Here is a 24,110-nt window from a genome sequence, read left to right as displayed (position 1 = left end):
TCCGCACCCGACTACGCACACGTGCTGGGCACCGGCGCGCCGGCGCCGCTGGACCCGCCCTCCTACCTCGCGTACGCCGAGCGGGAGCGCGGCTACCCGGACAGCCCCGAGTACGGGGCGGCCAGGGACTTCTTCCGCACCTACCTCGACGGGGCCGAACCGGCGCTGTTCGGCCGCCGCGCGCCGAACGGGGCCCGGCGTTCGGTCACCGAGACCTTCCTGATCCGGCGGGAGGTGATCGACCGGATCCGGGCCCGGGGCGAATCCCCGTTCGGATTCGTCTCCGCGGCGATCTCCCTCTACCTCTCCCGGGTGCTCCGGGCCGACGAGGTCATCCTGGGCGTGCCGGTCGCCAACCGGCTCGACGCCACCGAGCGGGACGTCGTCGGTCACTTCGCCAACACGCTGCCGATGCGGCTCGCGCCCAACCCCGACAAGACCATGCGCGAGGTGGTCGCCGAGGTCCGCTCGGCCACCCGGGCGCTCAAGCGGCACGAGCGCTTCTCCCCCGGCTCGCTCCTGCGGGACCTGCGCCGCCACGGCGCCGGCCACCCGCAGCTGTTCGACGTGACGCTGTCGTACATGCGCTGGTCGCCGCCGGTGGAGATCCCCGGCCTGCGCTACCGGACGGTGGCCCAGAACCCGCCGCACGACCTGGACACCCTCGCCGTGCTGGTCAACGAGATGGACGAGGTCAGCGACGTCGCCGTCGAGGTCGGGTATGCCGTCGACGTCTTCGACGACGACCTGCCGCCCGCGGCCGTGGCCGGGCAGCTGAGCGCGATCATCGAGCAGGCCGCCGCCGCGCCGGACGCGCCCCTGCGGACCATCGACATGCTCTCCGACGCCGAGCGGCACACCGTGCTGCACGCGCACAACGACACCGCCACCCCCTTCCCCGACCAGGCCACCCTGCCCGGGCTGATCGCCGGGCAGACCGCCCGCGCTCCGGAGCGGGTCGCCCTGGTCGACCAGTTCGGCGCGGAGACCACGTACGCCGAGCTGGACGCCTGGACCGGGGAAGCGTCGCTGCTCGACGTGGGCCAGCACCGCGCGCTCAACGCCGACCCGCCGGACCACACCCGGCTGCGGGCGCTGATCGCCAAGGCGTTCACGATGCGCCGGGTCGAGCGGCTGCGCCCGGTGGTCGAGCGGATCACCGACCAGCTCCTCGACCAGATCGCCGACCAGGACCAGGTCGACCTGATGGCCGCCTTCTGCTTCCCGCTGCCCCTCATGATCATCTTCGAGCTGATCGGGGTGCCCGCCGAGGACCGGGAGAAGTTCCGGGAGTGGGGCGAGCGGCAGGGCACCCCGCTCACCTGGGCCGAGGCCGAGGAGCTGACCGGGGAGCTGACCGCGTACCTCGAACAGCTCATCGCCCACAAGCGGGCCCACCCCGCCGACGACCTGCTCACCGGGCTCATCCAGGCGCGGGACAACGACGACAAGCTCAGCGACCCCGAACTCGTCGGCATGACGTACCTCATGATCATGGCCGGGTTCGAGACCACCATGAACCTGCTCGGCAACGGCCTGCTCACCCTGCTGCGCCACCCCGACCAGCTCGCCGAGGTCCGCGCCAACCCGGAGCTGCTGCCGCAGGCCCTGGAGGCGTACCTGCGCTACGACGGCCCGGTCGTGGCCTGCATGCTGCGCTTCACCACCGGCCCGGTCGAGCTGCGCGACGTCACCATCCCGGCCGACTCGTTCGTCCTGGTCAACCTCACCCTCGCCAACCGCGACCCGGAACGCTACGCCGACCCGGACACCTTCGACATCCACCGCCAGATCGAGGGGCACCTCGCGTTCGGCCACGGGGTGCACTACTGCATCGGCGCGCCGCTGGCCCGCATGGAGGGCCAGGTCGGCATCGCCCGCCTCCTCGAACGCTTCCCGAACCTCTCCCTCGCCGTGCCTCCGGCGGCCTGCGCCGCTTCGGCCGCGACCCGGCCGCCGCCGCGCTCGAACGGGTCTGCGAGTACGTCAGCTACGGCGCGGAGGCCGTCTTCTTCGACGACTCGATCTTCTGGAGCGGCAACTTCCCCAACATCGGCGCGTTCTGCACCGCGCTGACGCGGACGCGGGCGGCCGAGCGGATCGAGGACCTGCCGCAGCGGTGCCGGCACTGGATCACCACCGACGACGCGCTCGCCCGCCTGCGGCAACTGCAGTTCGGCTGCCAGGTCACCGCCGACCTGATGACGACCCTGCACAAGGAGTCCGACGTCCGGGAGATCCTGACGCTCATGCGCGAGGCCGGCTGCACGTACGTCTACATGGGCATCGAGAGCCTCTCGGCGCAGGTCGTGGACAACGTGCACAAGAACGTCCGGCGGGTCGAGGGCTTCCCCTGGGAGAACAAGGTCCGCACCGCCCTGGAACGCATCCGCGACGCCGGCATCCCCGTCGGCAGCTCCGTCCTGTTCGGGCTGCACGGCGAGGACCAGGCCAGCATCGCCGAGACCATCGAGGGAGTGGGGCGGCTCATCGACGACGGGCTGCTCGTACTGGCCAGCCCCAACATCCTCACCTACCATCCGGCGACGGCCATCACCCGGATGCACGGCGTCGCCGACCAACTCGACTACCACTCCCCGAAGGTGGAGAACCGCCCCCCGTACACCTTCTTCGAGGAGGCGTTCCCCGGCGTCGTCTCCCGCCAGCTCGACGAAGCCGACATCTGGCACATCCACCAGATGACGGAGAAGAGATGGGGATCGCAGCGCAACTCGGCAGCCGCCGACGAGATGTACGCCGCCCCGACCGGAGCCTAGGAAGACCGGCCCCGCCGAGAAAGGACCCCCGCATGGACTCCATCCTGGACGACCTGCGCGCCATCGTCGCCGAACGGGGACGATCCGTGCCCGACGAGGACTTCGCCATCCGCAGCCTCTGGCGCGTCGACCACCGCTCCCAGCCGACCGTGTACGAGCGGTTCATGGTCTACAGCTTCGTCATGGCGCAGACCGTCCGTCAGGGCTGCTCGTACGCCGACTTCGGCTCGGTGCGGATCGGCCCCTGGACCGACGCGCTGATCGGTCAGGACGCCCGGGAGGTGCGTGGCCTCAGCGTCGAGGAGGACATCGCCATCCTGGACGCGGCCTTCGGCGCGCTGCCGCGGCGGCCGGCCGAGACGCACGTCATCGACGGCTGGCCCGAGCAGAAGGCGCTGCGCCGGGCCGAGCTGATCGTGGGGGAGACGATGCGGCTGCTCGCCCACGGCGGCCGGCGGGTCGCGCAGATCGGGGTGATGGGCAACCTCATCCACCACCTGCGCGGCGAGGACGTCGACCTGACCGCCAGCGACTTCGACCCCGACCTGATCGCCAACGGCATCCTGGGCGTCCCGGTGGTCTCCGGCGACGAGAGCCCCCGGCTCGTCGCCGAGAGCGACGTCGCCCTCGTCTGCGGCGAGACCCTGGCCAGCCAGACCCTCGGCGAACTGGTCTCCGCGGCGCACGAGCACGGGACGAAGCTGGTCGTCTTCGCGGTGACCGGCTGCCACTTCGCCGAGGAGTACTGCCGTACCTTCGGCATCGACACGGTGATCAGCGAGCCGCAGCCACAGTACCTCTTCCAGGGCCCGTCGACCCTGGAGATCTACCGCCGCTGACGGCGGCCGGCAGTCCGGTGGTGGCGGCGACCGGCCGGCGCCACCCGACTCTGCCGTGGCACCGCGCGTAGCCCGCCGAATGCCCGGTTGCGCCGCCGACCCGGCACCCGTCCTGCTAGACATGCGGGGTGGGTCAGCGACGTCGGCGATCGCAGCGGTCCCCGGACGATCCGCTGGTGCACCGGGTGGCGCCCGGCGCCCGGGTCGACAGGCTGGAGCTGTTCTTCGACCTCGTCTTCGTCTACGCGTTCTTCTCGGTCACGAACACCGCCGCGCGGGAACTCAACGCCGGCGGGCTGCTGCAGGGGCTGTTGATGCTCGCGCTGCTGTGGTGGTCCTGGTGCGCGCACACGGTCGTCGCGAACCGGGTCCGGCTCGGCGAGGGCATCGCCCCGCCGGCGATGTTCGGCGCGATGGCCGCGGTCTTCGTGATCGCCCTGGCCGTCCCGCACGCGTTCGAGGATCAGCCGGGCGGGCTGTACGGCCCGTTGATCTTCGCCGTGGGCTACTTCGCCGTCCGGTCGGTGCACCTGGTGCTGCACTGGTACACCGCCCGCGGCGACCCGCCGCTGCGGCGGCAACTGCGGCGCCTGTCCGCGTCGATGAGCGTGGCCACGGCGCTGCTGGTGCTCGCCGCGTACCTGCCCGAGCACGTCGAAGGGAGGTACGAGAACGCCGTCCGGTTCTCCCTCTGGATCCTGGCCGTGGCCGTCGAGTACGGCACGGGCCTGCGCATCGGGCTGTGGGGCTGGGCGGTCGCCTCGGCCGGCCACTGGGTCGAACGGTTCGAGCTGATCGTCATCGTCGCGTTCGGCGAGAGCATCATCTCCATCGGCGTGGGCAGCGAGCTGACCGGCCAGGCGATCACCTGGCTCACCGTCGTGACGGCGATGCTCGGCATCACCGTCATCGCCACGCTCTGGTGGGCCTACTTCGACCTCGTCGGACCGGCCGCGCTGCACACCATGCACGGCACCCACGGCACCGCCCGGGTGGCGCTCGCCCGGGACGGCTACATCTACCTGCACCTACCCATGATCGCCGGGCTGATCACCCTGGCCCTCGGCGCCAAACCCGTGCTCCACCACCTCGGAACCCTGGGGGTCGATCTCCGCGCACCGCTGCCCGGCTCCGGCGTGGCGCTCGGCTACGGCGGCGTGGCGCTCTACCTGCTCGGGCTCGTCGGCTTCCAGCTACGCGTCCTCGGCACGCTGCTCTGGACCCGACTGATCACCATCGTGCTCGTGCTGGGGCTGACCCCCGTCGCCGTCCGCCTGCCGGCCCTGGCGGCCGTGGCCGTCCTCACCGCGGTCTGCCTGGCGCTCCTGTCCACCGAACTCGTCGTCCTGCGGCAGTCCCGGCACGCGCTGCACGACGCCGTCAGGCGGGAGCGGGCCGCCCACGAGGCCCGCGAGACCGAGTGGAGACGCGAACCGTACGGGTGATTGCCCTTGGGCGTGTTCACCTCGCGTGCCACGCCCACCACTGGGAGCAGATTGTCCGGGGCGGACGTTAGCGTGCCCGCCATGGGAAGTGACAGCGACGCCGTCCTGCGCGAACCGGCCGGGGCTGCCTGGCGGCCTGTCCGACGCGGCGTTGGAACCCGAGGGAACTGGGTACGGTGCCGGTGTGCAGGTTGGATTCGCCCCGCCCGTGTCCGGCTCGTGGGCCACGCCGGAGAACATGGTGCACGTCGCCCGCCGGGCCGAGCAGCTCGGGTACCACTCGCTGTGGACGTTCCAGCGGCTGCTGGTGCCCGCCGACCTCGGTTGGAGCGAGACGTACCACAGCGTGCAGGACCCGCTGACCACGCTGGCGTTCCTGGCGGCCCACACCGGGCGGATCCGGCTCGGCGTCGCGGTGCTCGACATGCCGTTCCTGTCCCCGGTGGTGCTGGCCAAGCAGGCCGCGACGCTGGACGTCCTCGCCGGCGGGCGGCTCGACGTCGGGCTCGGCCTGGGCTGGGCGGAGGAGGAGTACCAGGCCACGGGCGCGAGCCGGCACCGGCGGGGCCGGCGGGCCGAGGAGTTCCTGGCCGTGCTGCGCGCCCTGTGGCGGGACGAGGTCGCGGCGCACCGGGGGGAGTTCTACCAGGTCCCGCCGACGCGGATGCAGCCGAAGCCGGTGCAGCGCCCGCACCCGCCGATCCTGCTCGGCGGGCATGCGCCCGGCGCGCTGCGCCGGGCGGGTCGGCTCGCCGACGGCTGGGTCAGCGGCAGCCAGGCCGACCTGCGGGGCATCGGGGCGGCGGTCGCGACGGTCCGGGCCGCCGCCGACGACGCGGGTCGGGACCCGGCCGCGCTGCGCTTCGTCTGCCGGGGCGCCGTCCGGGTCCGCCCGGCGGGCCCCGCCGACCGTGAGCCGCTGACCGGCACGCTGGGGCAGATCCGGTCGGACCTCGGCAGGCTGGCCGAGGCGGGGATCACCGAGCTGTTCGTCGACCTGAACTTCGATCCGGAGATCGGCTCGCCCCGGGCGGACCCGTACGAGTCGTTGCGCCGGGCCGACGAGGTGCTCGACGCCCTCGCTCCGGGCCGCTGACCCGGGCACCCGCGGGCGGAAGGGCGAGCGCGCCGACAGCGGCCCGCGCGGTCAGCCGGGCTGGCCGGGCGCGCCCTCGGTCGCCGACCACGCCGACCAGCGGGTGATTGCGACCGCGACGACCGGCCCGTCCGGCGGCCGGTCGGCGTACTGCGGGTACTTGGCGACCAGCGCCGCGCGGGCCGCGTCCTCCTCCGCCGGGTCGTCCACCACCCGGCCGTGCCCGTCGAGCCGGACCCACCACAGCGTCGACCAGTCCTCGTCGTAGCAGTCGACGAGCAGGCACGCCTGCCCCGTCGCGCGGATGTTCTCCAGCCGGCGCAGCCGCCGGTGGCGCTTGGGCTTGTGGTCCACGGCGTGGTAGGCGACGTCGCCGAGCAGGGCGAAGCACACCGCCACCAGGTGGGGGCGGCCGTCGGCCCCGACGGTGGCCAGGCGGGCCACCCGGGCCGAGGCGACCCGGTCCCGCGTCGCGTCGCCGGTCACGACCGCGCTAACCGCTGCTGCGTTCCACGTACGGCGCCGACGGGTTGATCAGGTCCCAGAGCTTCGACGGGAGTTGGGCGACCGCGTCGGAGTACTGGCCGGGGGTGACGGCCTCGCGGAGGGTGTCGAACACCGCGCGCACGCCGGCCTCCGCCAGCGGCACGTCGACGCCGGCGCGCCCGCTGACCCGTTCCACGAACACGTCGCGGCCGAACTTCTCGGCGGTCTCGGTGGCCGCGAACGCGTAGCCCCGCAGGTCCTCGGGCAGTTGGTCGGCGAGGTCGCGGGCCTCGCCGCCGTCGATGCGTTCCGCCAGGGTCGTCAGGGTGGCCCGGGTGATGTCCGCCGCCTGCTCCGCCGACGTCCGTGCCCGTTTCGCCACCGAGCCGATGAAGTCCTCGCTGTTCACCTGTGGGGCCTCCTCGTCGGGCTGGGTGCGCCCGTCTACCCGCGCCCCGCTGCCCCAAACGGCGCCGCCCGCACCCCCGTGGCCGGCAGATCGGTGGATACGGGACAGGGCAGGGGTTTCCCTCGCTACGGTGGGTGCCGGAGGCGATGCCGGTGACGATGGAAGCAGAGCGGACCCTGGGCGAGGAGCAGCTCACCCAGCTCCGCGAACTCGCCGCCCAGCTGCGGGTCGACGCGATCCGCTGCAGCACCCGGGCCGGCTCCGGGCATCCGACCTCCAGCCTGTCCGCCGCCGACCTGCTCGCGGTGCTGATCTCCCGGCACCTGCGCTACGACTGGGCGGACGCGTGTCACCGGGGCAACGACCACCTCGTCTTCTCCAAGGGCCACGCCTCGCCGCTGCTGTACTCGGTCTTCAAGGCGGTGGGCGCGATCACCGACCAGGAACTGGTCGACACGTACCGGCAGTTCGGGTCGCGCCTGCAGGGGCATCCCACCCCGGCGCTGCCCTGGGTCGACGTCGCCACCGGGTCGCTCGGTCAGGGCCTGCCGGTCGGCGTCGGGATCGCGCTGGCCGGCCAGTACCTCGATCGCCTGCCGTTCCACGTGTGGGTGCTGTGCGGCGACAGCGAGACGGCCGAGGGCTCCATCTGGGAGGCGCTGGACAAGGCCGGGCACTACGGGCTGCGCAACCTCACGGCGATCGTCGACGTGAACCGGTTCGGGCAGCGGGGGCCGACCGAGCTGGAATGGGACCTGGACACCTACCGGCGGCGGGTCGAGGCGTTCGGCTGCCAGGCGATCGTGATCGACGGGCACGACCTCGCCGCGATCGACGACGCGTTCGGCCGCGCCCGCCGGGCGACGGGCCCGACGGTGGTGCTGGCCCGGACGGTCAAGGGCAAGGGGGTGCCCGAGGTCGAGAACAAGCCGGGCTGGCACGGCAAGCCGCTCAAGCCCGACGCGGCCGAGCAGGCCGTGGCGGCCCTCGGCGGGGTGCGCCGGATCCGCGTCGACGGGCCGCGGCCCGAGCCGGTCCCGCCCGCACCCGCCCGGCCGGCGGGCCGGCGGCCCGAACTGCCCCGGTACGACAGGGGAGCGAAGGTGGCCACCCGCAACGCGTACGGCGACGCGCTGCGCGCGCTGGGCGTACGCCCGGACGTGGTGGCCCTCGACGGCGAGGTCAGCGACTCCACCCGCGCCGACCGGTTCGCCGAGGCCCACGCCGACCGGTACTTCGAGATGTTCATCTCCGAGCAGCAGTTGGTCGCCGCGGCGGTCGGGCTGCAGGTGCGCGGCTACCGCCCATTCGCCTCGACGTTCGCCGCGTTCCTCTCCCGCGCCTACGACTTCGTCCGGATGGCCGGCGTCTCCGGGGCCGACATCGCCCTGTCGGGGTCGCACGCCGGGGTGGAGATCGGTGCGGACGGGCCCTCGCAGATGGGGCTGGAGGACCTGGCCGCGATGCGCGCCGTCCAGGGGTCGACGGTCCTCTACCCCAGCGACGCGGTGTCCTGCGCCGCGCTGGTCGCCGAGATGGTCGACCGGAAGGGCGTCAACTACCTGCGCACGACCCGGGGCGGGCACCCCGTGCTCTACGACAACGACGAGACCTTCCCGGTGGGGGGCAGCAAGCTGCTGCGCGGCGGGTCCGACGACCGGGTGGCGCTGATCGGCGCCGGGGTGACCGTGCACAACTGCCTCGGCGCGGCCGAGGAGTTGGCGGGGGAGGGGATCGCCGCCCGGGTGATCGACGCGTACTCGGTCAAGCCCCTGGACGCCGACCGGGTGCTCGCCGCCGTCCGCGACACCGGCGGCCGGCTGGTGGTCGTCGAGGACCACTACCCGGAGGGTGGCCTGGGCTCGGCCGTCCTGGAGGCGCTGGCCGACCTTCCCGAGCCGGTGCGGGTGAGGCACCTGGCGGTACGTGGGCTGCCGACCTCGGGGACGCCCACCCAGCTGATGGACCAGGCCGGGATCGGGGTGGACGCGATCGTCGCGGCGGCGCGCGCCCTGACCTGACGCCGGGCCGGGTTCGGCCGGCCCGCGGCCCCCGGCGCGCGGCGTTCCGAGGAACTGCGCGCGTGGGGGTGCGAGCCCGCAGGGATGCGCGGCCCGCCTACGATGCGGGGCGTGGCGGACTTCGATGCGCCGGTCGTGTCCCGGGTGTGGCGGCAGCAGGGCTTCTGGTCGCAGGCAGCCGAGGCCGCGAAGCACCGGATCACCTGGGCGCGCCGGGGCGTCGCCGCGCTCACCGTCGTCGCGGCCGTCGCCGGCACGGCGGCGGCGCGGCTCGCCGGTGTCGCCCCGGCCGTCGGCCGGGCGCTGGCGATCGTCGCGGCCGCGGCGCTGCTGCTGGTGCCGCTGCTGGCGCGGTCGGCCTCGCCCGCCGCCGTCCGCGGGTGGACCAGGCTCCGATCGGCCTCCGAGGCGGTGAAGGCCGAGGTGTACGGGTACCTCGCGGGCACGGCGCCGTTCGCCGACGCGGACCGGGACGCCGTCCTGCTGCGCCGGTTCGACCGGCTCATGGACGACGCCGGCGACCTGGTCGGGCACACGCTCGACCGCACGCCGGTCCAGCGGCCCCTGCCGCCGGTCTCGGACGTGCCGACCTACCTCGCCGAGCGGGTGCGGCGCCAGGTCGACGACTACCTCCTCCCGGCGGCGCGGCGGGCGGGCCGGGCGGCGGCGCGGACCGGGTACGCGGCGACCGCCCTGACGATCGTCGCGGCCCTGCTCTCGGCGACCGTCGGCGTGCTCGGTGACGGTCTCGGCCTGAGCGCGTGGGTGGGCGTGGCGGCGGCCGTGACCACGGCGCTGACGGGCTACGGCGCCGCCCAGCGGTACGAGCAGCAGCAGATCGAGTACGCCCGCGCGGCCGACCAGCTGACCCGGCTGTGCCTCACCCGCGAGGCGGGACAGGGCTGGACCGACGACGACGCGTTCGTGGCCGAGGCCGAGCGGATCATCGCACTGTCCAACGCGGGCTGGATGGCGAGGATGATCGAGGAGGATGGCGCGGCGCAGCCGTGACATCACCCATCGCACCATATAGGATCGTCGATAACCTTTTTGTCGACTGTCACCGTGATCACGGCCGCCGAGGTGCCGGAGGCGGTGGCACTCGGGGATCTGTCCATCTTCGACCCACATGGAGGACTCGACGTGGACACCACCGCACGTCAACTCGATCCGACCGCGACCCCTGCCCCGCTCGGCGACGTCCGGCACACGCCGCTCGGCCGCATCCCGCTCGACCGGGCCCGCGCCGTGGCCCGCGTGGACGACCGGAGGGCGGAGCGCCCTGCCCGGGTCGATGTCGCAGCCTTCGCCTCCTCGATCTGATCCCGCCGCGCCGGCCGCGCCCGTCGCCCCACTGAGCCAGTACGTCCTCAAGCTCACCAGCCGCTGCGATCTGGCCTGCGACCACTGCTACGTCTACGAGCACCCCGACCAGTCGTGGCGGCACCAGCCGCGGGTGATGACGTCCGCCACGGTGGAGGCCGCCGCGCGCCGTATCGGGGAGCACGCCGCGGCGCACGGGCTCGGCACGGTCCGGGTGGTGCTGCACGGCGGGGAGCCCCTGCTCGCGGGGGCCGCCCGGCTCGACCGGACCGCCGCCACCCTGCGCCGCGTCATCGGCCCGGTCGCCCGACTCGACCTGCGCATGCAGTCCAACGGCCTGCTGCTCACCCCGGCGGTCTGCGACGTGCTCGTCGCCCACGACGTCAAGGTCGGGATCTCCCTCGACGGCGACCGCGCCGCCAACGACCGGCACCGCCGGCACGTCGACGGCGCGAGCAGCCACGCCCAGGTGCTGCGGGCCCTGGCGCTGCTGCGCCGTCCCGCGTACCGCGGCGTCTACGCCGGCATCCTGTGCACCGTCGACCTCGCCAACGACCCGATCCGGGTGTATGAGGCACTGCTTGCCGAGCAGCCGCCGCGCGTCGACTTCCTCCTGCCGCACCACAACTGGGACCGGCCCCCGGTCCGCCCGGACGGCGCCGCCACGCCGTACGCCGACTGGCTGCTCGCGATCCACCGGCGCTGGCTGGAGGACGGCCGTCCGGTGCCGGTCCGGGTGCTGGAGTCCCTGCTCGCCACCGCGGCCGGCGGCGTCAGCGGGACGGAGGCGGTCGGGCTGGGCCCCGCCGACCTGGTCGTGATCGAGACCGACGGCAGCTTCGAACAGGTCGACTCCCTCAAGTCGGCCTACCACGGCGCCGCCGCCACCGGCCTGGACGTCTTCCGGCACCGCGTGGACGACGCCGCGGCCCACCCCGGCATCGCCGTCCGGCAGTCCGGCCTGACCGGCCTGTGCGACACCTGCCGGGCGTGCCCGGTGGTCGAGGGCTGCGGTGGCGGCCTCTACACCCACCGGTACCGCTCGGGCAGCGGCTTCGACAACCCGTCGGTCTACTGCGCCGACCTCGCCGCGCTCGTCCGGGAGACGGCCCCGGCCCCGGCCCCGGCCGCCGAGGCGCCGTCCGGGCCGGCCGACGCGCTGAGCCCCGTCGTCCTCGACGACCTCGGCGCAGGCCAGGGCACCGGCGAGTCCGTGGGCCACCTCGCCTCGATCCACCTCGGCGTGACCCGCGCGCTGGTGGTCGCGCTCAGCCCCGAGGCGGCCGGCGACCCGCTCGCGGCGGCCGGCTGGGACCTGCTCGTCGACCTCGACGTCGCCGCCCCCGACGCGGTGCACACCGTGCTCAGCCATCCCTTCGTCCGGCGCTGGGCGCAGCAGTGCCGGGCCGAGGCGGCCGACCACCTGCCCCACCTCGCGTGCGTCGCCGCCGCCGCCGCGGTCCACGCCCGCGCCGACGCGGAGCTCGCCGTCCCGGCCCGCGCCGGCCTGGTCCACCTGCCGACCCTCGGCGTGCTCGCCCTCGACACCGACGCGGACACCGCCACGCTGTCCGTGTCGCGGGGCGAGGTCGAGGCGCGGGCCGGGGGACGGTCGGTCCGGATCCGGCCGGACGAGCCGGAGAACCCGGACGGGTGGCGGCCGGTGCGACGGGTCCGCCCCGGAGGGCGGGACATCCTGCTGGAGGACACCGACCCGTACCGGGACTGCTTCGGCCTGCCGCCGACCGGCCGGCTCGCCCCCGAGGCGGCCGAGCGGTGGGCCGCCCAGGTGCGGCGGGCGGTCCGGCGCGTCGACACCGAGGCCGAGGACTACTCCGCCGGGGTCCGTACGCTGCTGCGGGCCGTGGTGCCGCTGCGTCCGGACCCGACCGGCCGGTCCCGTAGCGCTGCCGCCCGGTCGGCGTTCGGCGCGGTCGCCGTCACTCCGGCGGCCGACGACGCGGCGCTCGCGGTCCTGCTCGTGCACGAGGTGCAGCATCTGAAACTGGGCGCGGTGCTCGACGTCTGCGACCTGTTCGACCCGGCCGACCCCCGGATGCTGCGGGTGCCCTGGCGCGACGACCCACGCCCGGTGGAGGGCGCCCTGCACGGGGTCTACGCGCACCTCGCGGTCGCCGACGTGTGGCGGCGGCGGCCGGGCCGGGCCGCGCTGGTCACCTACCGCCGCTACCGGGACTGGACGACAGGGGCGATCGACGCGCTGCTCGACCTCGGCGCGCTGACCGAGGCGGGCGAGCGGTTCGTGCGCCGCATGCGGGCCACGGTGGACGGGTGGCCGTGACCGCCCGCCCCGCCCGGCGTCCGCCGCGGGTCGGGCAGCACGGGTTTGGCGGCGGTGGTTACTGTGGTCGTCCTCAGGGGACGGCGCCGGGCGGGAGCGGCAGGTGGCGGAGGAACAGTTCCGGGAGGACGAGGGCGCCCCCGTGTTCTTCCTCAGCTATGCCCGCACCCGCAATCGGGTGTCGGCGCCGCCGCGGGACACGAACCAGAAGGTCTTCCAGCTCTTCGTCGACCTCTCCGACCACGTCGTCGAGCTGCTCGGCCTCGGTGCCGGACGGACGGCGGGCTTCATGGACCGGATGCTCGACGGGGGGCAGCTGTGGACCGAGGACCTCGCGTTCGCCGCCGGCCACTGCCAGGTGTTCATCCCGTTGATCTCCCCGCAGTACCTGCGCAGCCAGTGGTGCGCCCGGGAGTGGGACGCGTTCACCCGCCGCCGCACCCTGCCCCGACTGGGCGCGGAACCGTCGGCGGGGGAGACCCCGGTCATCCCGGTCAACTGGTCGGTGGTGGACCGGCGCGACGTGCCCGAGGTCGTGTCGCGACGGCAGATGTTCACCCCCACCCGGCTACCCTCGGACATCGCCCCCCAATATCACGACGAGGGCATATACGGCCTGCTGAGTCTCGGCCGCAACGGCAAGGACGCCTACGACGCGGTGGTCTGGCGACTGGCGCAGCGCGTCGCCCGGGCGTACCGGACGCACTGGGTCGAGGCCGGGGTACCGACCGACATGCGCCAGCTGCGCGACAGCTTCGAGGAGGGCCGGCATGACCTGGTCTGACACCTCCCTGGCACGCCGCCCGGCCGGACGCGAGACGTACTTCTTCCTCAGCTACGCCCACTCCGTGCCGCTGTCGGCCGCCGCCCGCCCCGACACCGACTACTGGGTCAGCCGGTTCTACCAGGACCTGGCCGCCGCCGTCCGCGCCCGCGCCAGCCGAGCCAGGGAGCTGGAGGCCGGGTTCTTCGACGGGCAGGTCAACCCCGGCGCCGACCTCAAGCAGGCGCTCACCGACGCGCTGAGCCTCGCCCACGTCTTCGTGCCGCTGTACTCGCCGAACTACTTCCGCAACGCGTGGGCCCTCGGCGAACGCGAGTCCTTCCGCAGCAGGCTCGCCCGGCTGGCGCCCGGCCGGGCCGAGCGGCACATGCTGCCGGTGCTCTGGATGCCCCTGCCCTCCTGGGGGGACCGCCCGGAGACGACCCGGGCGCTCGAGCTGGTGCGCGACCCGGACGAGCGCGCCGACTACGCCGAGAACGGGCTGCGGGCGCTGTGCAAGCTCAGCGCGTACCACCGGCAGTACGAGAGCCTCCTCGCGGCGCTCGCGGACCGGATCGTCACGGTCACCGAGGCCGAGCCGCTCGCCCCGTCCCGGGCCGCGACCCTGACCACCAACCCGGTCACCGACACCGGGGGGCAGGCGCTCGTGGTCACCGCCCTCACCGTGGCCGGCCCGCCCTGGCGGCCGTACGGGAACCAGCACGAACTTGCCGTGGCCGACTACGTCGCCGCCACCGCCGAGCGGCTGGGCCTGCCGACCCGGGTCGTCGACCTGCCCGAGGCCCGGATCCGGGCGCCGCGCAGCCCCGTGGTCGTGCTGGTGGACGCCGCCGTCGGCGCCGAGGCCGCCCGCGCGGCCCTGGCCGGCCTGCCGCAGTGGGTGGTCCCGCTCGTCATCGCCGTCGACCACGGGCGCGTCGAGCCCACCCCGGAGGCGATCGCCGGTACGTTGCAGGACGCCCGGCTCCCCCGGGTGCTGCCGGTGCGCACCATCGAGGAGTTCGAGCGCTGCGCGCCGCTGCTGGTGACCGAGGCGCGCAAGCAGTTCCTCAGGCACGGTCCGGTCGATCCGCCGGACGGCCCGCACGCCCCGAGGCCGAGCCTGGGGCCGGTGCGGGCGCCCGACGTACGGCGAGGGAAGGAAGATCGATGACGCCACCCCGTGACGGTCAGGTCGTCACCTTCTACTCCTACAAGGGCGGCACCGGCCGCACCATGGCGCTGGCCAACACCGCGTGGATCCTCGCGGCGAACGGCCAGCGGGTGCTCGTCGCCGACTGGGACCTGGAATCCCCGGGCCTGCACCGGTTCTTCGCCCCCTTCCTCGACCCGGAGCAGGTCGCCACCACCGGCGGCGTGATGGACCTGATCCTCGAGTACGAGTGGGAGAACGCCCGGCGCGAGGAGACCGGCGACGCCCGGCCCGGCGACTGGCACCGCGAGTACGCCCGGGTGCACACGTACGCCTTCTCCGTGGGCTGGGACTTCCCCGGCGGCGGCAGCCTGGACCTGCTGCTGGCCGGCCGGCACAACCCCGACTACGCCACCAGCGTCACCGGCCTGAACTGGGACAACTTCTACAACCGCCTGGGCGGCGCCCAGTTCTTCGACGCGCTGCGCGCGGACATGAAGCGCAACTACGACTACACGCTGATCGACAGCCGCACCGGGATCAGCGACGTCGCCGAGATCTGCACCATCCACCTGCCGGACGTCCTCGTCGACTGTTTCACCCTCAGCGACCAGGGCATCGACGGCGCCGCCAGCGTGGCGGCCCGGGTCCGCGGCTACGAGGGCCGGCGGGCGCGCCGGGTGCTGCCCGTGCCGATGCGCGTGGACGAGGGGGAGAAGAGCAAGACCGACGCGGGCCGGTCGCTGGCCATGCAGCGCTTCGCCGGGCTGCCCGCCGGCATGACGGAGGCCGAGCGGCAGGAGTACTGGCTGACCGTCGAGGTGCCGTACCGGGCGTACTACGCCTACGAGGAGACCCTGGCGACCTTCGGCGACGTGCCGGGCAGCCGCGGCCTGCTGTCGGCGTACGAGTCGCTGACCCGGCACATCACCGGCGGGCGGGTCACCGCGCTGCCCCGGATGGACGAGGGGCTGCGGCGACAGACGGTCCAGCGTTTCGAGCGCAAGCCGGTGGTCGTCGAGGAGCTGATCGTGCTGCGGTACGTGCCCGAGGACCAGGCCTGGGCGGAGTGGGCCCAGATTGTGCTCAACGCCGTCGACCTGCGGGTGCTGGCCGCCCCGCTGGACACCCCGGTCGCGGTGCCGGCCGGCACCGCCTCACGCGAGCTGCACCTGGTCTCCCGGGCGTACCTGGCGGCCCGGCGCGAGCGCGGCGGCCGGCAGGTGGGCTCGCCCCCGCTCGTCCTGCACCTGGACGACACCACGCCGTCGGTCGACACGCCGCCGGGCAACTGGGCGACCGTGTACGAGCGCGGCGCGGCCGCCGCCGCGGAGCAGGTGTGGGAGCTGGTCGGGCGGGCGGCGGACGGGCGTACCCGCGGGCTGCCGGCCACCCGGTACCCGGCGGCCGAGCCGATGGTCTTCTACGCGCCGGCGCGCAACGTCCGCTTCACCGGCCGCGAGCGGCTGCTGCTGGCCCTGCGCGAGCAACTGAAGACGGCGGCGCGCGAGCGGGTGCCGGTGGCCCTGCGCGGCGGCGCCGGCATCGGCAAGACGCAGCTGGCCGCCGAGTACGCCTACCGCTTCCGCGGCGCGTACGACGTCGTCTGGTGGGTCGACGCCGACCCGCCGCAGTTCGTCGACGTGCGCTTCGCCGACCTGGGCCGGCGCCTCGGCCTGCCGGAGCAGCCGACCGTGCCGGAGAACACCCGCGCCGTGCGGCAGTGGCTCGGCCGCGGCGGCGGGCGCGGCGAGGACGAGCCGCCGCTGCGCTGGCTGGTCGTCTTCGACAACGTCGACCAGTACGAGCACGTCAAGGAGTACCTGCCGCAGGGGGACGGGCACGTGCTGGTCACCACCCGCAACCCGGACTGGGGCGACCTGGCCCGGGCCGTCGACGTCAGCGCGTTCCAGCGCGACGAGAGCGTCGCCCACCTGCTGGGCCGCACCCGGCAGCGGGGCATGTCGATGGCCGAGGCCGAGCAGGTGGCCGAGGCGGTGGAGGACGTGCCGATCCTGGTCGCCCTGGCGGGCGCCTGGCTGGCCGACAGCGTCGAGTCCGTCGCCGACTACCTGGCGGGGCTGCAGCGCACCGGCCCTGAGCGCGACGTGTGGAAGCGGTCCCTGGAGCGGCTGCGGGAGCAGTCGCCGGGGGCGTACCGGCTGCTCCAGCTGGCCTCCGTGCTCGCCCCGGACATCGCGCTCGACCTGCTCTACGGCGACCAGGTGGCGAAGGTCGTCGCCGCCCACGACCCGAGGGTCGCGGCACAGGTCGCGGACCGGGTCGCGGAGCGCGACATCGCCGCGGCGCTCGTGCAGCGGATCAACCGGCTGGCGTTGATCAAGGTGGACCTGCACGCCCAGCGGGTGCAGGTCCACCGCCTCCTGCAGGCGGCTCTGCGGGCCCGGATGTCCCCGGACGAGCTCGACGAGGCCAAGCACGACGTGCACCGCATCCTCGCCGGCTCCCGCCCCTCCGGCGAGGTGGACGACCCGGCGCTCAACGACCAGTTCCGCATCCTCTGGCCGCACCTGGACGGCTCGGACGCCATCTTCTGCTCCGACCCCGGCGTCCGGCAACTGGTGATCGACCGGGTCCGGTACCTCTTCCTCAGCGGCGGCTACGAGCAGGGCGAGCGGTACGCCCGGCAGGCGGACGAGACCTGGTCCGAGGCGCTCAAGGGGCTCTCGGGCAACAAGGACGCGCACCGGGCGCTGCTCGTGCAGCTGCTGCACCTGCGCTTCAACCGGGCGAACCTGCTGCGCAGCCTCGGCCGCTTCGAGGCGGCCCGGCAGATGGACGCCGACACGCTGCGCCAGCAGGAGGAGCTGCGCCCCGAGAACATCTCGTACACCCTGATGACCGCCGGCGGGTACGCCGCCGACCTGCGCGCCCTCGGCCGGTACCAGGAGGCGCTGGAGCGGGATCTGCGGACGTACGCGGCCTCGGTGGAGGTGTTCGGCGAGGACCACCGGCGCACGCTGAACGCGGCCAACAACCTGGCCGCCTCGTACCGCCTGATGGGCCAGTTCGACAAGGCCCTCGACGGTGACGAGGCGACCTACCGGCGGCTTCGCCTCGTCCTCGGCCCCCACCACCCGCGCACCCTCAACTCGGCCAACAACCTCGCCCGCGACCTGCGCGAGACCGGCGACTACCAGGCCTCGGTGACGATGCTGGAGGACACCGTCGAGGGGTACCGGCGGCTGCTCGGCGAGCAGTCGCCGGCCGTCCTGCCCGTGCAGGCGAACCTCGCGGCGTCGCTGCGCAGCCTCGGGCGGGTCGCCGAGGCGGCCCGCCTGCTCGACGACGCGTACGAGCGGCTGCGGTCGAGCATGGGGCCGGCGAACCCGGAGACCATGTTCAGCCGGCTGAGCCGCAGCGCCAACCTGATGCTCCAGGGGCGGGCGGAGCTGGCCCGGGCGGAGCTGGCCGAGGTCGAGCAGGCGCTCGCCCAGGTGTTCGGCCGCGAGCACCCGTACACGCTGGTCTGCCGGGTCAACATGGGCGTGGCCTGGTGGGACGCCGGGAACACGGGCCCGGCGTACGAGCTCACCGCGGCCGCGGCCGGGGCGCTGCGGGCGGCCCTGGGTGACCGGCACCCGTTCACCCTGGCCGCGGCCAACAACGAGGCGGTCTTCACCGCGCTCGGCGGCGACCCGGCCGCCGGCCGGGACCAGTTACGGGCCGTCGTCGACGGGCTGATCGACGTGTTCGGCCCGGACCACCCGGACACGCTGCGCAGCCGGGGCAACCTGGAGATCGCCGACCAGGCGGCGTCCGGGGGGTTGGTCAGCATCGGCTGGACGCGCGTCGCCGACCGGCTCGCCGACCGGGTCGGCCAGGAACACCCGAGCGTCGTCCTGCTGCGCGCCGGCCGGTACGTGCGTCGCGTCCTCGATCCGCACCCCTACTGACCGGGACGGGCGCCGATGAGCAGGTTCCCGCTCACCGGCGCCTCCGCTCCGGTGAGCCAGCGCAGGATGCGCGGCAGTTGCTGCATGGCGTCGAAGTGGGCCGCGCCGGGCTGCACCTCGATCTCGGCGCCGGGGATGCGGGCGGCCAGCCACTGGCCGTGGCTGGCCGGGGCGAAGGTGTCCTCCGCACCGTGCCACAGCCGCACCGGCGTCACCCGGGTGTCGATCGCGCCGAGGTCGAACTTCCAGCTCCGCCGCAGCGCCAGCACGTCGTCGATCCACCCGTACGGCCCGGCCCGCAGCGCCTCCTGGTAGGTGTCGAAGATGATCCCCCGCAGCGCGGCGTCGTTGATGGCCCGGCGATCCGGCAGGCCCATCTGCGTCATCAGGTCGCGCAGCAGGAACCGGGGATCCTCCGCGGCCCGGGCGGCCCGCTGGCGGATCTCCTCGATCACGGCGTCGGTGTCGGGGCTGCCGGCACCGAACCCGCGCACGTTGTCGTTGTTCATGCCGTCGAACCAGTCCAGTTCCATGGCGTCCGACGGGGCGAGGCTGACCAGCACCGCCACCCGGCTGATCCGACCCCGCAGCCGCTCGTCGGCGGCGCAGGCGAGCGCGTGCGGGCCGCCGCCGGAGCGGCCGGCCACGGCGAACCGGGTCAGCCCCAGATCGTCGGCGATCGTCTCGACGTCCCGGGCGGCGTCCGCCACGTCCCGGCCCTCGAAGCGCTCGGAGTCGCCGTATCCGGGACGGTCGTAGGTGACGAGCCGGACACCCATCCGGTACAGCACGATGCCGCGGGGCTTCGGCCCCCGCCGGCTGCCGGGCGTGCCGTGCATCAGGAAGACGGGGAACCCGTCGGGAGCACCGGTCACCTCGTACGCCACCCGCTTGCTGTCCGCGCGGTGGGCGAATCGCGGCCCTGGCCTGCCGTCTCGGGTCACTCCAGCCTGCCTTCCGGTGCCGTAACCAGCCGATACGCGTAACTCGGCATAGAGCGAAGGCGATGGTTCGGTGGCTCCGCCCAATGATTCGAGCCTAACGGTCCGGACCGGGGCGCCGCTATGCGGCGTCGGGACAAGCGGCCGATTCCTGTCGGAAAAGACACCCGCGGTGGTGGTGAGGGTGCAACTTCCACCGGTCCGGGTTCACGATAGTGATAATTTCCGGCCGGCGGCGGTGCGGTCGGCCGTGGGACAATCCGCCTATGGCCGACCAGCCGTTCACCGATGCCGGGTTCGCCTTCCTGCGCCATGTTCGTTTCGGTGAGCTGCCGGCACGGGTGAGGCCCGACGAGACCGTGGAACTGGTCGAGACCGAGCCCCGCCGAGGCCGACCGGAGCCGGCCGGCGGCGAGGAACAGGCGCTGGCTCTTCACGCGGGCGGCTGAACCAGCGGCTCGCCGCCCCGGCGTTTCGTCCGCAATGGACCGAGCGGCCAGGGTCGGGAGGCACTTCGCGTCGTACGACTGGCGGGTTTCCCCCTTCCGTAGCAAGATCTTCGCGCATAGGCTCTCGGCGACCGTGGGTCGGATGGACCCGCGGCGGCCGAGCGGCTCCACCCGCCGCCGCCGAACTGCACCCCCCTCGGCGGCGCACCGGCTGCCTCGGCCACGTCATCGGGCACAGGAGGCAACCGCTCGTGTCGTTACCACAACCAGCCGGGCGTCGGCGCCCGGCGAGGAAACTGTTCACCGCGACGGTGCTGACAGCACTGGCGGTGGCCACCGTCCCCGGTTCGGGCGCCGCGCAGGCCGCCACCGAGCCGGCCCACACCAATCTGTACCTCGTCCAGCTCGCCGACGCGCCGGTCGCCTCGTACGCCGGCGGCGTCGCCGGGCTGGCGGCCACGAAGCCGGCCCGCGGCGGCAAGGTGGATCTCGACTCCTCGTCGACGCGCGCCTACCGCGGCCACCTCGCCGCCAGGAAGGGCGACGTCCGGCGCAAGGGCGGCGTGAGCGCCACCCAGACCGTCCGCGACTTCGACGTGACCTTCAACGGCTTCGCGGCCAACCTCACCGAGGCGCAGGCCGGCAAGCTGCGGCACACCGCCGGCGTGCTCAACGTGTGGAAGAACGAGATCCGCCAGGCGGACACCGTCGGCACGCCGCAGATGCTCGGCCTCGAGGGCCGCAAGGGCGTCTGGGAGAAGCAGTTCAAGGGCGACGAGCACGCCGGTGAGGGCGTCATCGTCGGCATCATCGACAGCGGCATCTGGCCGGACAACCCGAGCTTCGCCGCGCTGCCCGAGCCGCGGCCGGACGCCGCGACCGTCGCCGGCAAGTGGCGGGGCGTCTGCGACCAGGGCGTCACCGGCACCGTCAGCTGCAACAACAAGCTGATCGGCGCCCGTTACTACAACGCGAGCGGGCTCGGCGACCGGTGGCCCGGCGAGTTCAAGTCGCCGCGCGACTACAACGGCCACGGCTCGCACACCGCGTCCACCTCGGCCGGCAACCACGGCGTGGCCGCCACCATCAACGGCCTGTCGGTCGGCGAGCTGTCCGGCATGGCGCCGGCCGCCCGGATCGCCGCCTACAAGGCGCTGTGGCACCAGCCGGGCGGCGGCGCGAGCGGCGGCACCGTCGACCTGGTCGCCGCGGTCGACGACGCGGTCGCCGACGGCGTCGACGTCATCAACTACTCCATCTCCGGCTCGCAGACCTCCTTCGTGGACCCGGTGGAGCTGGCGTTCCTGAGCGCCGCCGACGCCGGCGTCTTCGTCGCCGCGTCCGCCGGCAACAGCGGCCCGGGGGCGAGCACCGTCGCCCACAACTCGCCCTGGATCACCACGGTCGCCGCGAGCACCCACGACCGCGCCTCCACCAAGACCGCGACCCTGGGCAACGGCGCGAGCTACACCGGCGTCGGCGTCGGCGCGGCGGTCCCCGCCACCGGCCTGGTCGACGCGGCCACCGCCGGCAGGTCGGGCGTTCCGGCCGGCGACGCGGAGCTGTGCCTGCTGAACTCGCTCGACCCGGCCAAGGTGACCGGCAAGATCGTGCTGTGCAAGCGCGGCGTCAACGCCCGCACGGAGAAGAGCCTGACCGTCCGCGACGCCGGCGGCGTCGGCATGATCCAGTACAACGACCCGGACAACTCGCTCAACGCCGACTTCCACTTCGTACCGTCGGTGCACGTGGACCGGGCCGCCGGCCTGGCCATCAAGGCGTACGCGGCGACGGCCGGCGCCACCGCGTCCCTGTCCGCCGGCGTCGCGGTGACCGCCCGCGCGCCGGAGATGGCGGCGTTCTCGTCGGCCGGCCCCGCCCGGGCGGGCAACGGCAACCTGCTCAAGCCGGACATCACCGCCCCGGGCGTCGACGTCATCGCGGCGGTCGCGCCGCCGGGCAACAACAACAACCGGTGGGACGCGCTCTCCGGCACGTCGATGTCCAGCCCGCACATCGCCGGCCTGGCCGCGCTGCTGATCGGCAAGAACCCCACATGGTCGCCGATCTGGGTCAAGTCGGCCCTGATGACCACCGCCGGGCAGACGGACAACAGCGGCGCGCCGATCCAGCGCGCCGGCCGCGCCGCGAACCCGCTGGACTTCGGCGCCGGGCACGTGCGGCCGGCCGCCTCGTTCAAGCCGGGCCTGGTGTACGACAGCGGGTACGCCGACTGGGTCCGGTTCCTCTGCGGCACCGGCCAGGTGTCCGGGCAGGCCTGCGCCACGTACGGCACTCTCGACCCGAGCGACCTGAACTACCCGTCGATCAGCGTCGGCGCCCTGCCGGGCCGGCAGACGGTGACCCGTACCGTGACCAACATCGGCAAGGAGGACGGCGAGTACACCGCGAAGGTGGAGGCGCCCGCCGGCTACACCGCGACCGTCTCCCCGTCCCGGATCAAGGTCAAGAAGGGGCAATCGGCGACCTTCACGGTGACCCTCACCCGCACCACCGCGGCGCTGGGCCAGTGGTCGTTCGGCTCGCTGACCTGGGTGCCGGAGGACCGCGACGAGTTCACCGACGTCCGCAGCCCGATCGCGGTGCGTGCCACGGCCGTCTCCGCGCCGGCCTCGATCAACGGCACCGGCGGCACCGGCACGGCGGCGCTGAAGGTGCGCCCCGGCTTCACCGGCACGCTGACCGCGAACGTCAGCGGCGCCGTCCCGGCGCACGTCACCGCGCTCGACCTGGTCGGCACCAACACCTCGTTCAACACGGCCGCGCCGGCCACCGGCCCGGCGGCCGGCAGGATCGACGTGGCCGTGCCGGCCGGCAGCAAGCTGGTCCGGTTCGCCACCTCCGACGCGGACTACGCGGCCGGGACGGACATCGACCTGTTCGCCTACGACGCGGCGGGCCGGCTGGTCGGCACCAGCGCCGGCGGCACCGCCGAGGAGACGATCACCCTCACCGCGGCCGGCACGTACGCCGTGTACGTGGTGCAGTTCGCGCTCCCGGCGGGCCAGACCCAGGCGACCGTCAGGCACTACGACTGGGTGCTCGGCCCGGCCGCCGGCAACCTGACCGCGACGCCGGCGAGTCAGTCGGTGACGACCGGCGTCGACGCGACGGTGACGCTCGACTGGACCGGCCTCACCGCCGGCACCCGCTACCTCGGGCTGGTCGCGCTTGGCGACGGCACCGCTGAGATCGCCCGGACGGTCGTCTCGCTGCGGCCCTGACCGTCCCCGGAACCTGGCCGGCAGCCCCCGCATCGCGGAGACTGCCGGCCAGGCCCTTTCACGGGGCTACCCGATCGGCCGCCGGTCCGGTCAGCGGATCGCGGCCAGGATGCCGTCCCAGAGGCGGACCCGCACGTCCAGCGCGTCGATGATGGTCGCGCCGCACTGCTCCCACTTGGCCTCGTCGTCCTGGCACAGGTCGGCGAGCATCTGCATGGCCATCGGGGTGTGCTCCTCGCCGTCCACCTCGATGTGCCGGGCCAGGTAGTCCACGAAGGTGTCCAGCTTGCCGCCGGCGTTGGCGTTGACCTTCACGACCTGCTCGAACATGTCCGGGATGAGGTCCTCGCGGCCGAACGCGAACGCGGCCGCCTGGCAGTGCACGGGTGCGGAGGTGATGAACCGCCAGGTGGTGTCGACGAACTCCACGGACGGCGCCGGGACGCCCGCGGCGACCAGCGCCTCCGACACCCCCGTGCCACCGCGCAGCAGGCCGATGAAGGCGTCGACGGCGGTCCGATCGGCGCCCGCCTCGGTCATGCCCTCCAGGTACAGCTCGAAGTGGCTGATGAAGCCGCCGCGCAGCTCGTCGCTCTCCTCGACCAGCGTGATGTCGTTGATCAGCCGGCGGCTGCCGGTCGGCCCGGTCGGCACCCACGGCAGCTCGACGCAGGTGAGCTGGCGCTGGAGGGACTTCAGCAGCGACATGAAGTCCCAGACCGCGTAGACGTGGTGGGTCATGAACGTGGTGATCGCCTCGTGCGAGTCCAGCGCCGCGTACAGCGGGTGGGTGACCACCCGGTCGCGGGCCGGGGTGATGCGCCTCTTGAGCCGCTCGATGCCGGGGTGCGTGTCGCCCCAGTCGTACCGTGACATGTGCTCTCCCTCGGTTCGTCGTCGCTCCTGCCACCGGGCCCCACCCGCCGTCGGGCGGGCCCGGTGGC

At 73.8% G+C, this 24,110-nt stretch carries 18 protein-coding genes; 14 read left to right on the top strand and 4 right to left on the bottom strand.

Annotated features, from left to right (window positions below):
- Positions 1 to 21 precede the first annotated feature (21 nt).
- The 5 genes from ACGFIZ_RS13270 (at position 22) to ACGFIZ_RS13250 (ending at position 6,157) form a co-directional block, all read left to right on the top strand.
- Positions 22 to 2,076: a cytochrome P450 gene (locus ACGFIZ_RS13270; RefSeq protein ID WP_393418896.1), complete on the top strand. Its 2,055-nt coding sequence runs from the start codon at positions 22 to 24 to the stop codon at positions 2,074 to 2,076.
- Positions 2,077 to 2,201: 125 nt separating this feature from the next.
- The gene (locus tag ACGFIZ_RS13265; RefSeq protein WP_393419035.1) at positions 2,202 to 2,777 is read left to right on the top strand and encodes a radical SAM protein; all 576 of its coding nucleotides are present in this window, start codon (positions 2,202 to 2,204) and stop codon (positions 2,775 to 2,777) included.
- 32 nt (positions 2,778 to 2,809) lie between these two features.
- Positions 2,810 to 3,616, top strand: a complete 807-nt coding sequence (locus ACGFIZ_RS13260) for a Rossmann-like domain-containing protein (protein WP_393418894.1) — start codon at positions 2,810 to 2,812, stop codon at positions 3,614 to 3,616.
- 128 nt (positions 3,617 to 3,744) lie between these two features.
- Positions 3,745 to 5,061: a low temperature requirement protein A gene (locus tag ACGFIZ_RS13255; RefSeq protein WP_393418892.1), complete on the top strand. Its 1,317-nt coding sequence runs from the start codon at positions 3,745 to 3,747 to the stop codon at positions 5,059 to 5,061.
- 184 nt (positions 5,062 to 5,245) lie between these two features.
- Positions 5,246 to 6,157, top strand: coding sequence for a TIGR03619 family F420-dependent LLM class oxidoreductase (locus ACGFIZ_RS13250; protein WP_393418890.1), 912 nt, complete (start codon positions 5,246 to 5,248; stop codon positions 6,155 to 6,157).
- Between the two features lie 51 nt (positions 6,158 to 6,208).
- Here the strand turns inward: ACGFIZ_RS13250 and ACGFIZ_RS13245 are convergent, their stop codons facing one another.
- Together ACGFIZ_RS13245 and ACGFIZ_RS13240 are read right to left on the bottom strand one after the other, a co-directional pair.
- Complete coding sequence (locus tag ACGFIZ_RS13245) at positions 6,209 to 6,643, bottom strand: TIGR03668 family PPOX class F420-dependent oxidoreductase (RefSeq protein WP_393418888.1); 435 nt, start codon at positions 6,641 to 6,643, stop codon at positions 6,209 to 6,211.
- A 7-nt stretch (positions 6,644 to 6,650) separates the two neighbouring features.
- Positions 6,651 to 7,052, bottom strand: a complete 402-nt coding sequence (locus ACGFIZ_RS13240) for a DUF2267 domain-containing protein (RefSeq protein ID WP_393418886.1) — start codon at positions 7,050 to 7,052, stop codon at positions 6,651 to 6,653.
- 158 nt (positions 7,053 to 7,210) lie between these two features.
- Between ACGFIZ_RS13240 and ACGFIZ_RS13235 the strand changes: the two genes are divergently transcribed.
- The 7 genes from ACGFIZ_RS13235 to fxsT all read left to right on the top strand — a co-directional run bounded on the left by ACGFIZ_RS13235 (position 7,211) and on the right by fxsT (position 18,531).
- Complete coding sequence (locus ACGFIZ_RS13235; protein ID WP_393419033.1) at positions 7,211 to 9,073, top strand: transketolase; 1,863 nt, start codon at positions 7,211 to 7,213, stop codon at positions 9,071 to 9,073.
- 111 nt (positions 9,074 to 9,184) lie between these two features.
- A complete protein-coding gene (locus tag ACGFIZ_RS13230) occupies positions 9,185 to 10,084 on the top strand; it encodes a DUF4231 domain-containing protein (protein WP_393418884.1) in 900 nt (299 codons plus the stop codon).
- 54 nt (positions 10,085 to 10,138) lie between these two features.
- Positions 10,139 to 10,396: an FXSXX-COOH protein gene (locus ACGFIZ_RS13225; protein WP_393418882.1), complete on the top strand. Its 258-nt coding sequence runs from the start codon at positions 10,139 to 10,141 to the stop codon at positions 10,394 to 10,396.
- The gene (locus ACGFIZ_RS13220) at positions 10,368 to 12,698 is read left to right on the top strand and encodes an FxsB family cyclophane-forming radical SAM/SPASM peptide maturase (protein ID WP_393418880.1); all 2,331 of its coding nucleotides are present in this window, start codon (positions 10,368 to 10,370) and stop codon (positions 12,696 to 12,698) included. The genes ACGFIZ_RS13225 and ACGFIZ_RS13220 overlap by 29 nt, the downstream gene beginning before the upstream one ends.
- 103 nt (positions 12,699 to 12,801) lie before the next feature.
- The gene (locus ACGFIZ_RS13215) at positions 12,802 to 13,482 is read left to right on the top strand and encodes a TIR-like protein FxsC (RefSeq protein ID WP_393418878.1); all 681 of its coding nucleotides are present in this window, start codon (positions 12,802 to 12,804) and stop codon (positions 13,480 to 13,482) included.
- A complete protein-coding gene (locus ACGFIZ_RS13210) occupies positions 13,469 to 14,635 on the top strand; it encodes a TIR-like protein FxsC (RefSeq protein ID WP_393418876.1) in 1,167 nt (388 codons plus the stop codon). Before ACGFIZ_RS13215 ends, ACGFIZ_RS13210 begins: the two co-directional genes overlap by 14 nt.
- Positions 14,632 to 18,531, top strand: a complete 3,900-nt coding sequence (gene fxsT / locus ACGFIZ_RS13205) for an FxSxx-COOH system tetratricopeptide repeat protein (RefSeq protein ID WP_393418875.1) — start codon at positions 14,632 to 14,634, stop codon at positions 18,529 to 18,531. The genes ACGFIZ_RS13210 and fxsT overlap by 4 nt, the downstream gene beginning before the upstream one ends.
- Here the strand turns inward: fxsT and ACGFIZ_RS13200 are convergent.
- Positions 18,525 to 19,475: an alpha/beta fold hydrolase gene (locus tag ACGFIZ_RS13200; protein ID WP_393418874.1), complete on the bottom strand. Its 951-nt coding sequence runs from the start codon at positions 19,473 to 19,475 to the stop codon at positions 18,525 to 18,527. The two genes, fxsT and ACGFIZ_RS13200, sit on opposite strands and share 7 nt — an antisense overlap.
- Before the next feature lie 263 nt (positions 19,476 to 19,738).
- Here ACGFIZ_RS13200 and ACGFIZ_RS13195 point away from each other — a divergent pair, with 263 nt between their 5' ends.
- Both ACGFIZ_RS13195 and ACGFIZ_RS13190 read left to right on the top strand, forming a co-directional pair.
- Entirely contained in the window at positions 19,739 to 19,921 is a 183-nt protein-coding gene (locus ACGFIZ_RS13195; protein WP_393418872.1) for a hypothetical protein, read from the top strand.
- Between the two features lie 311 nt (positions 19,922 to 20,232).
- Positions 20,233 to 23,166: a S8 family serine peptidase gene (locus tag ACGFIZ_RS13190; protein ID WP_393418870.1), complete on the top strand. Its 2,934-nt coding sequence runs from the start codon at positions 20,233 to 20,235 to the stop codon at positions 23,164 to 23,166.
- A gap of 90 nt (positions 23,167 to 23,256) precedes the next feature.
- Here the strand turns inward: ACGFIZ_RS13190 and ACGFIZ_RS13185 are convergent, their stop codons facing one another.
- On the bottom strand, positions 23,257 to 24,042 hold the full coding sequence (locus ACGFIZ_RS13185; RefSeq protein ID WP_393418869.1) for a DUF3050 domain-containing protein: 786 nt from the start codon (positions 24,040 to 24,042) through the stop codon (positions 23,257 to 23,259).
- Between the last annotated feature and the right edge of the window lie 68 nt (positions 24,043 to 24,110).

Source organism: Micromonospora sp. NPDC048830 (genome assembly GCF_043198215.1).
GTDB lineage: Bacteria > Actinomycetota > Actinomycetes > Mycobacteriales > Micromonosporaceae > Micromonospora.
The sequence above is the reverse complement of the archived record's forward strand: the minus strand, read 5'-3'. Positions and strand labels throughout refer to the sequence as shown.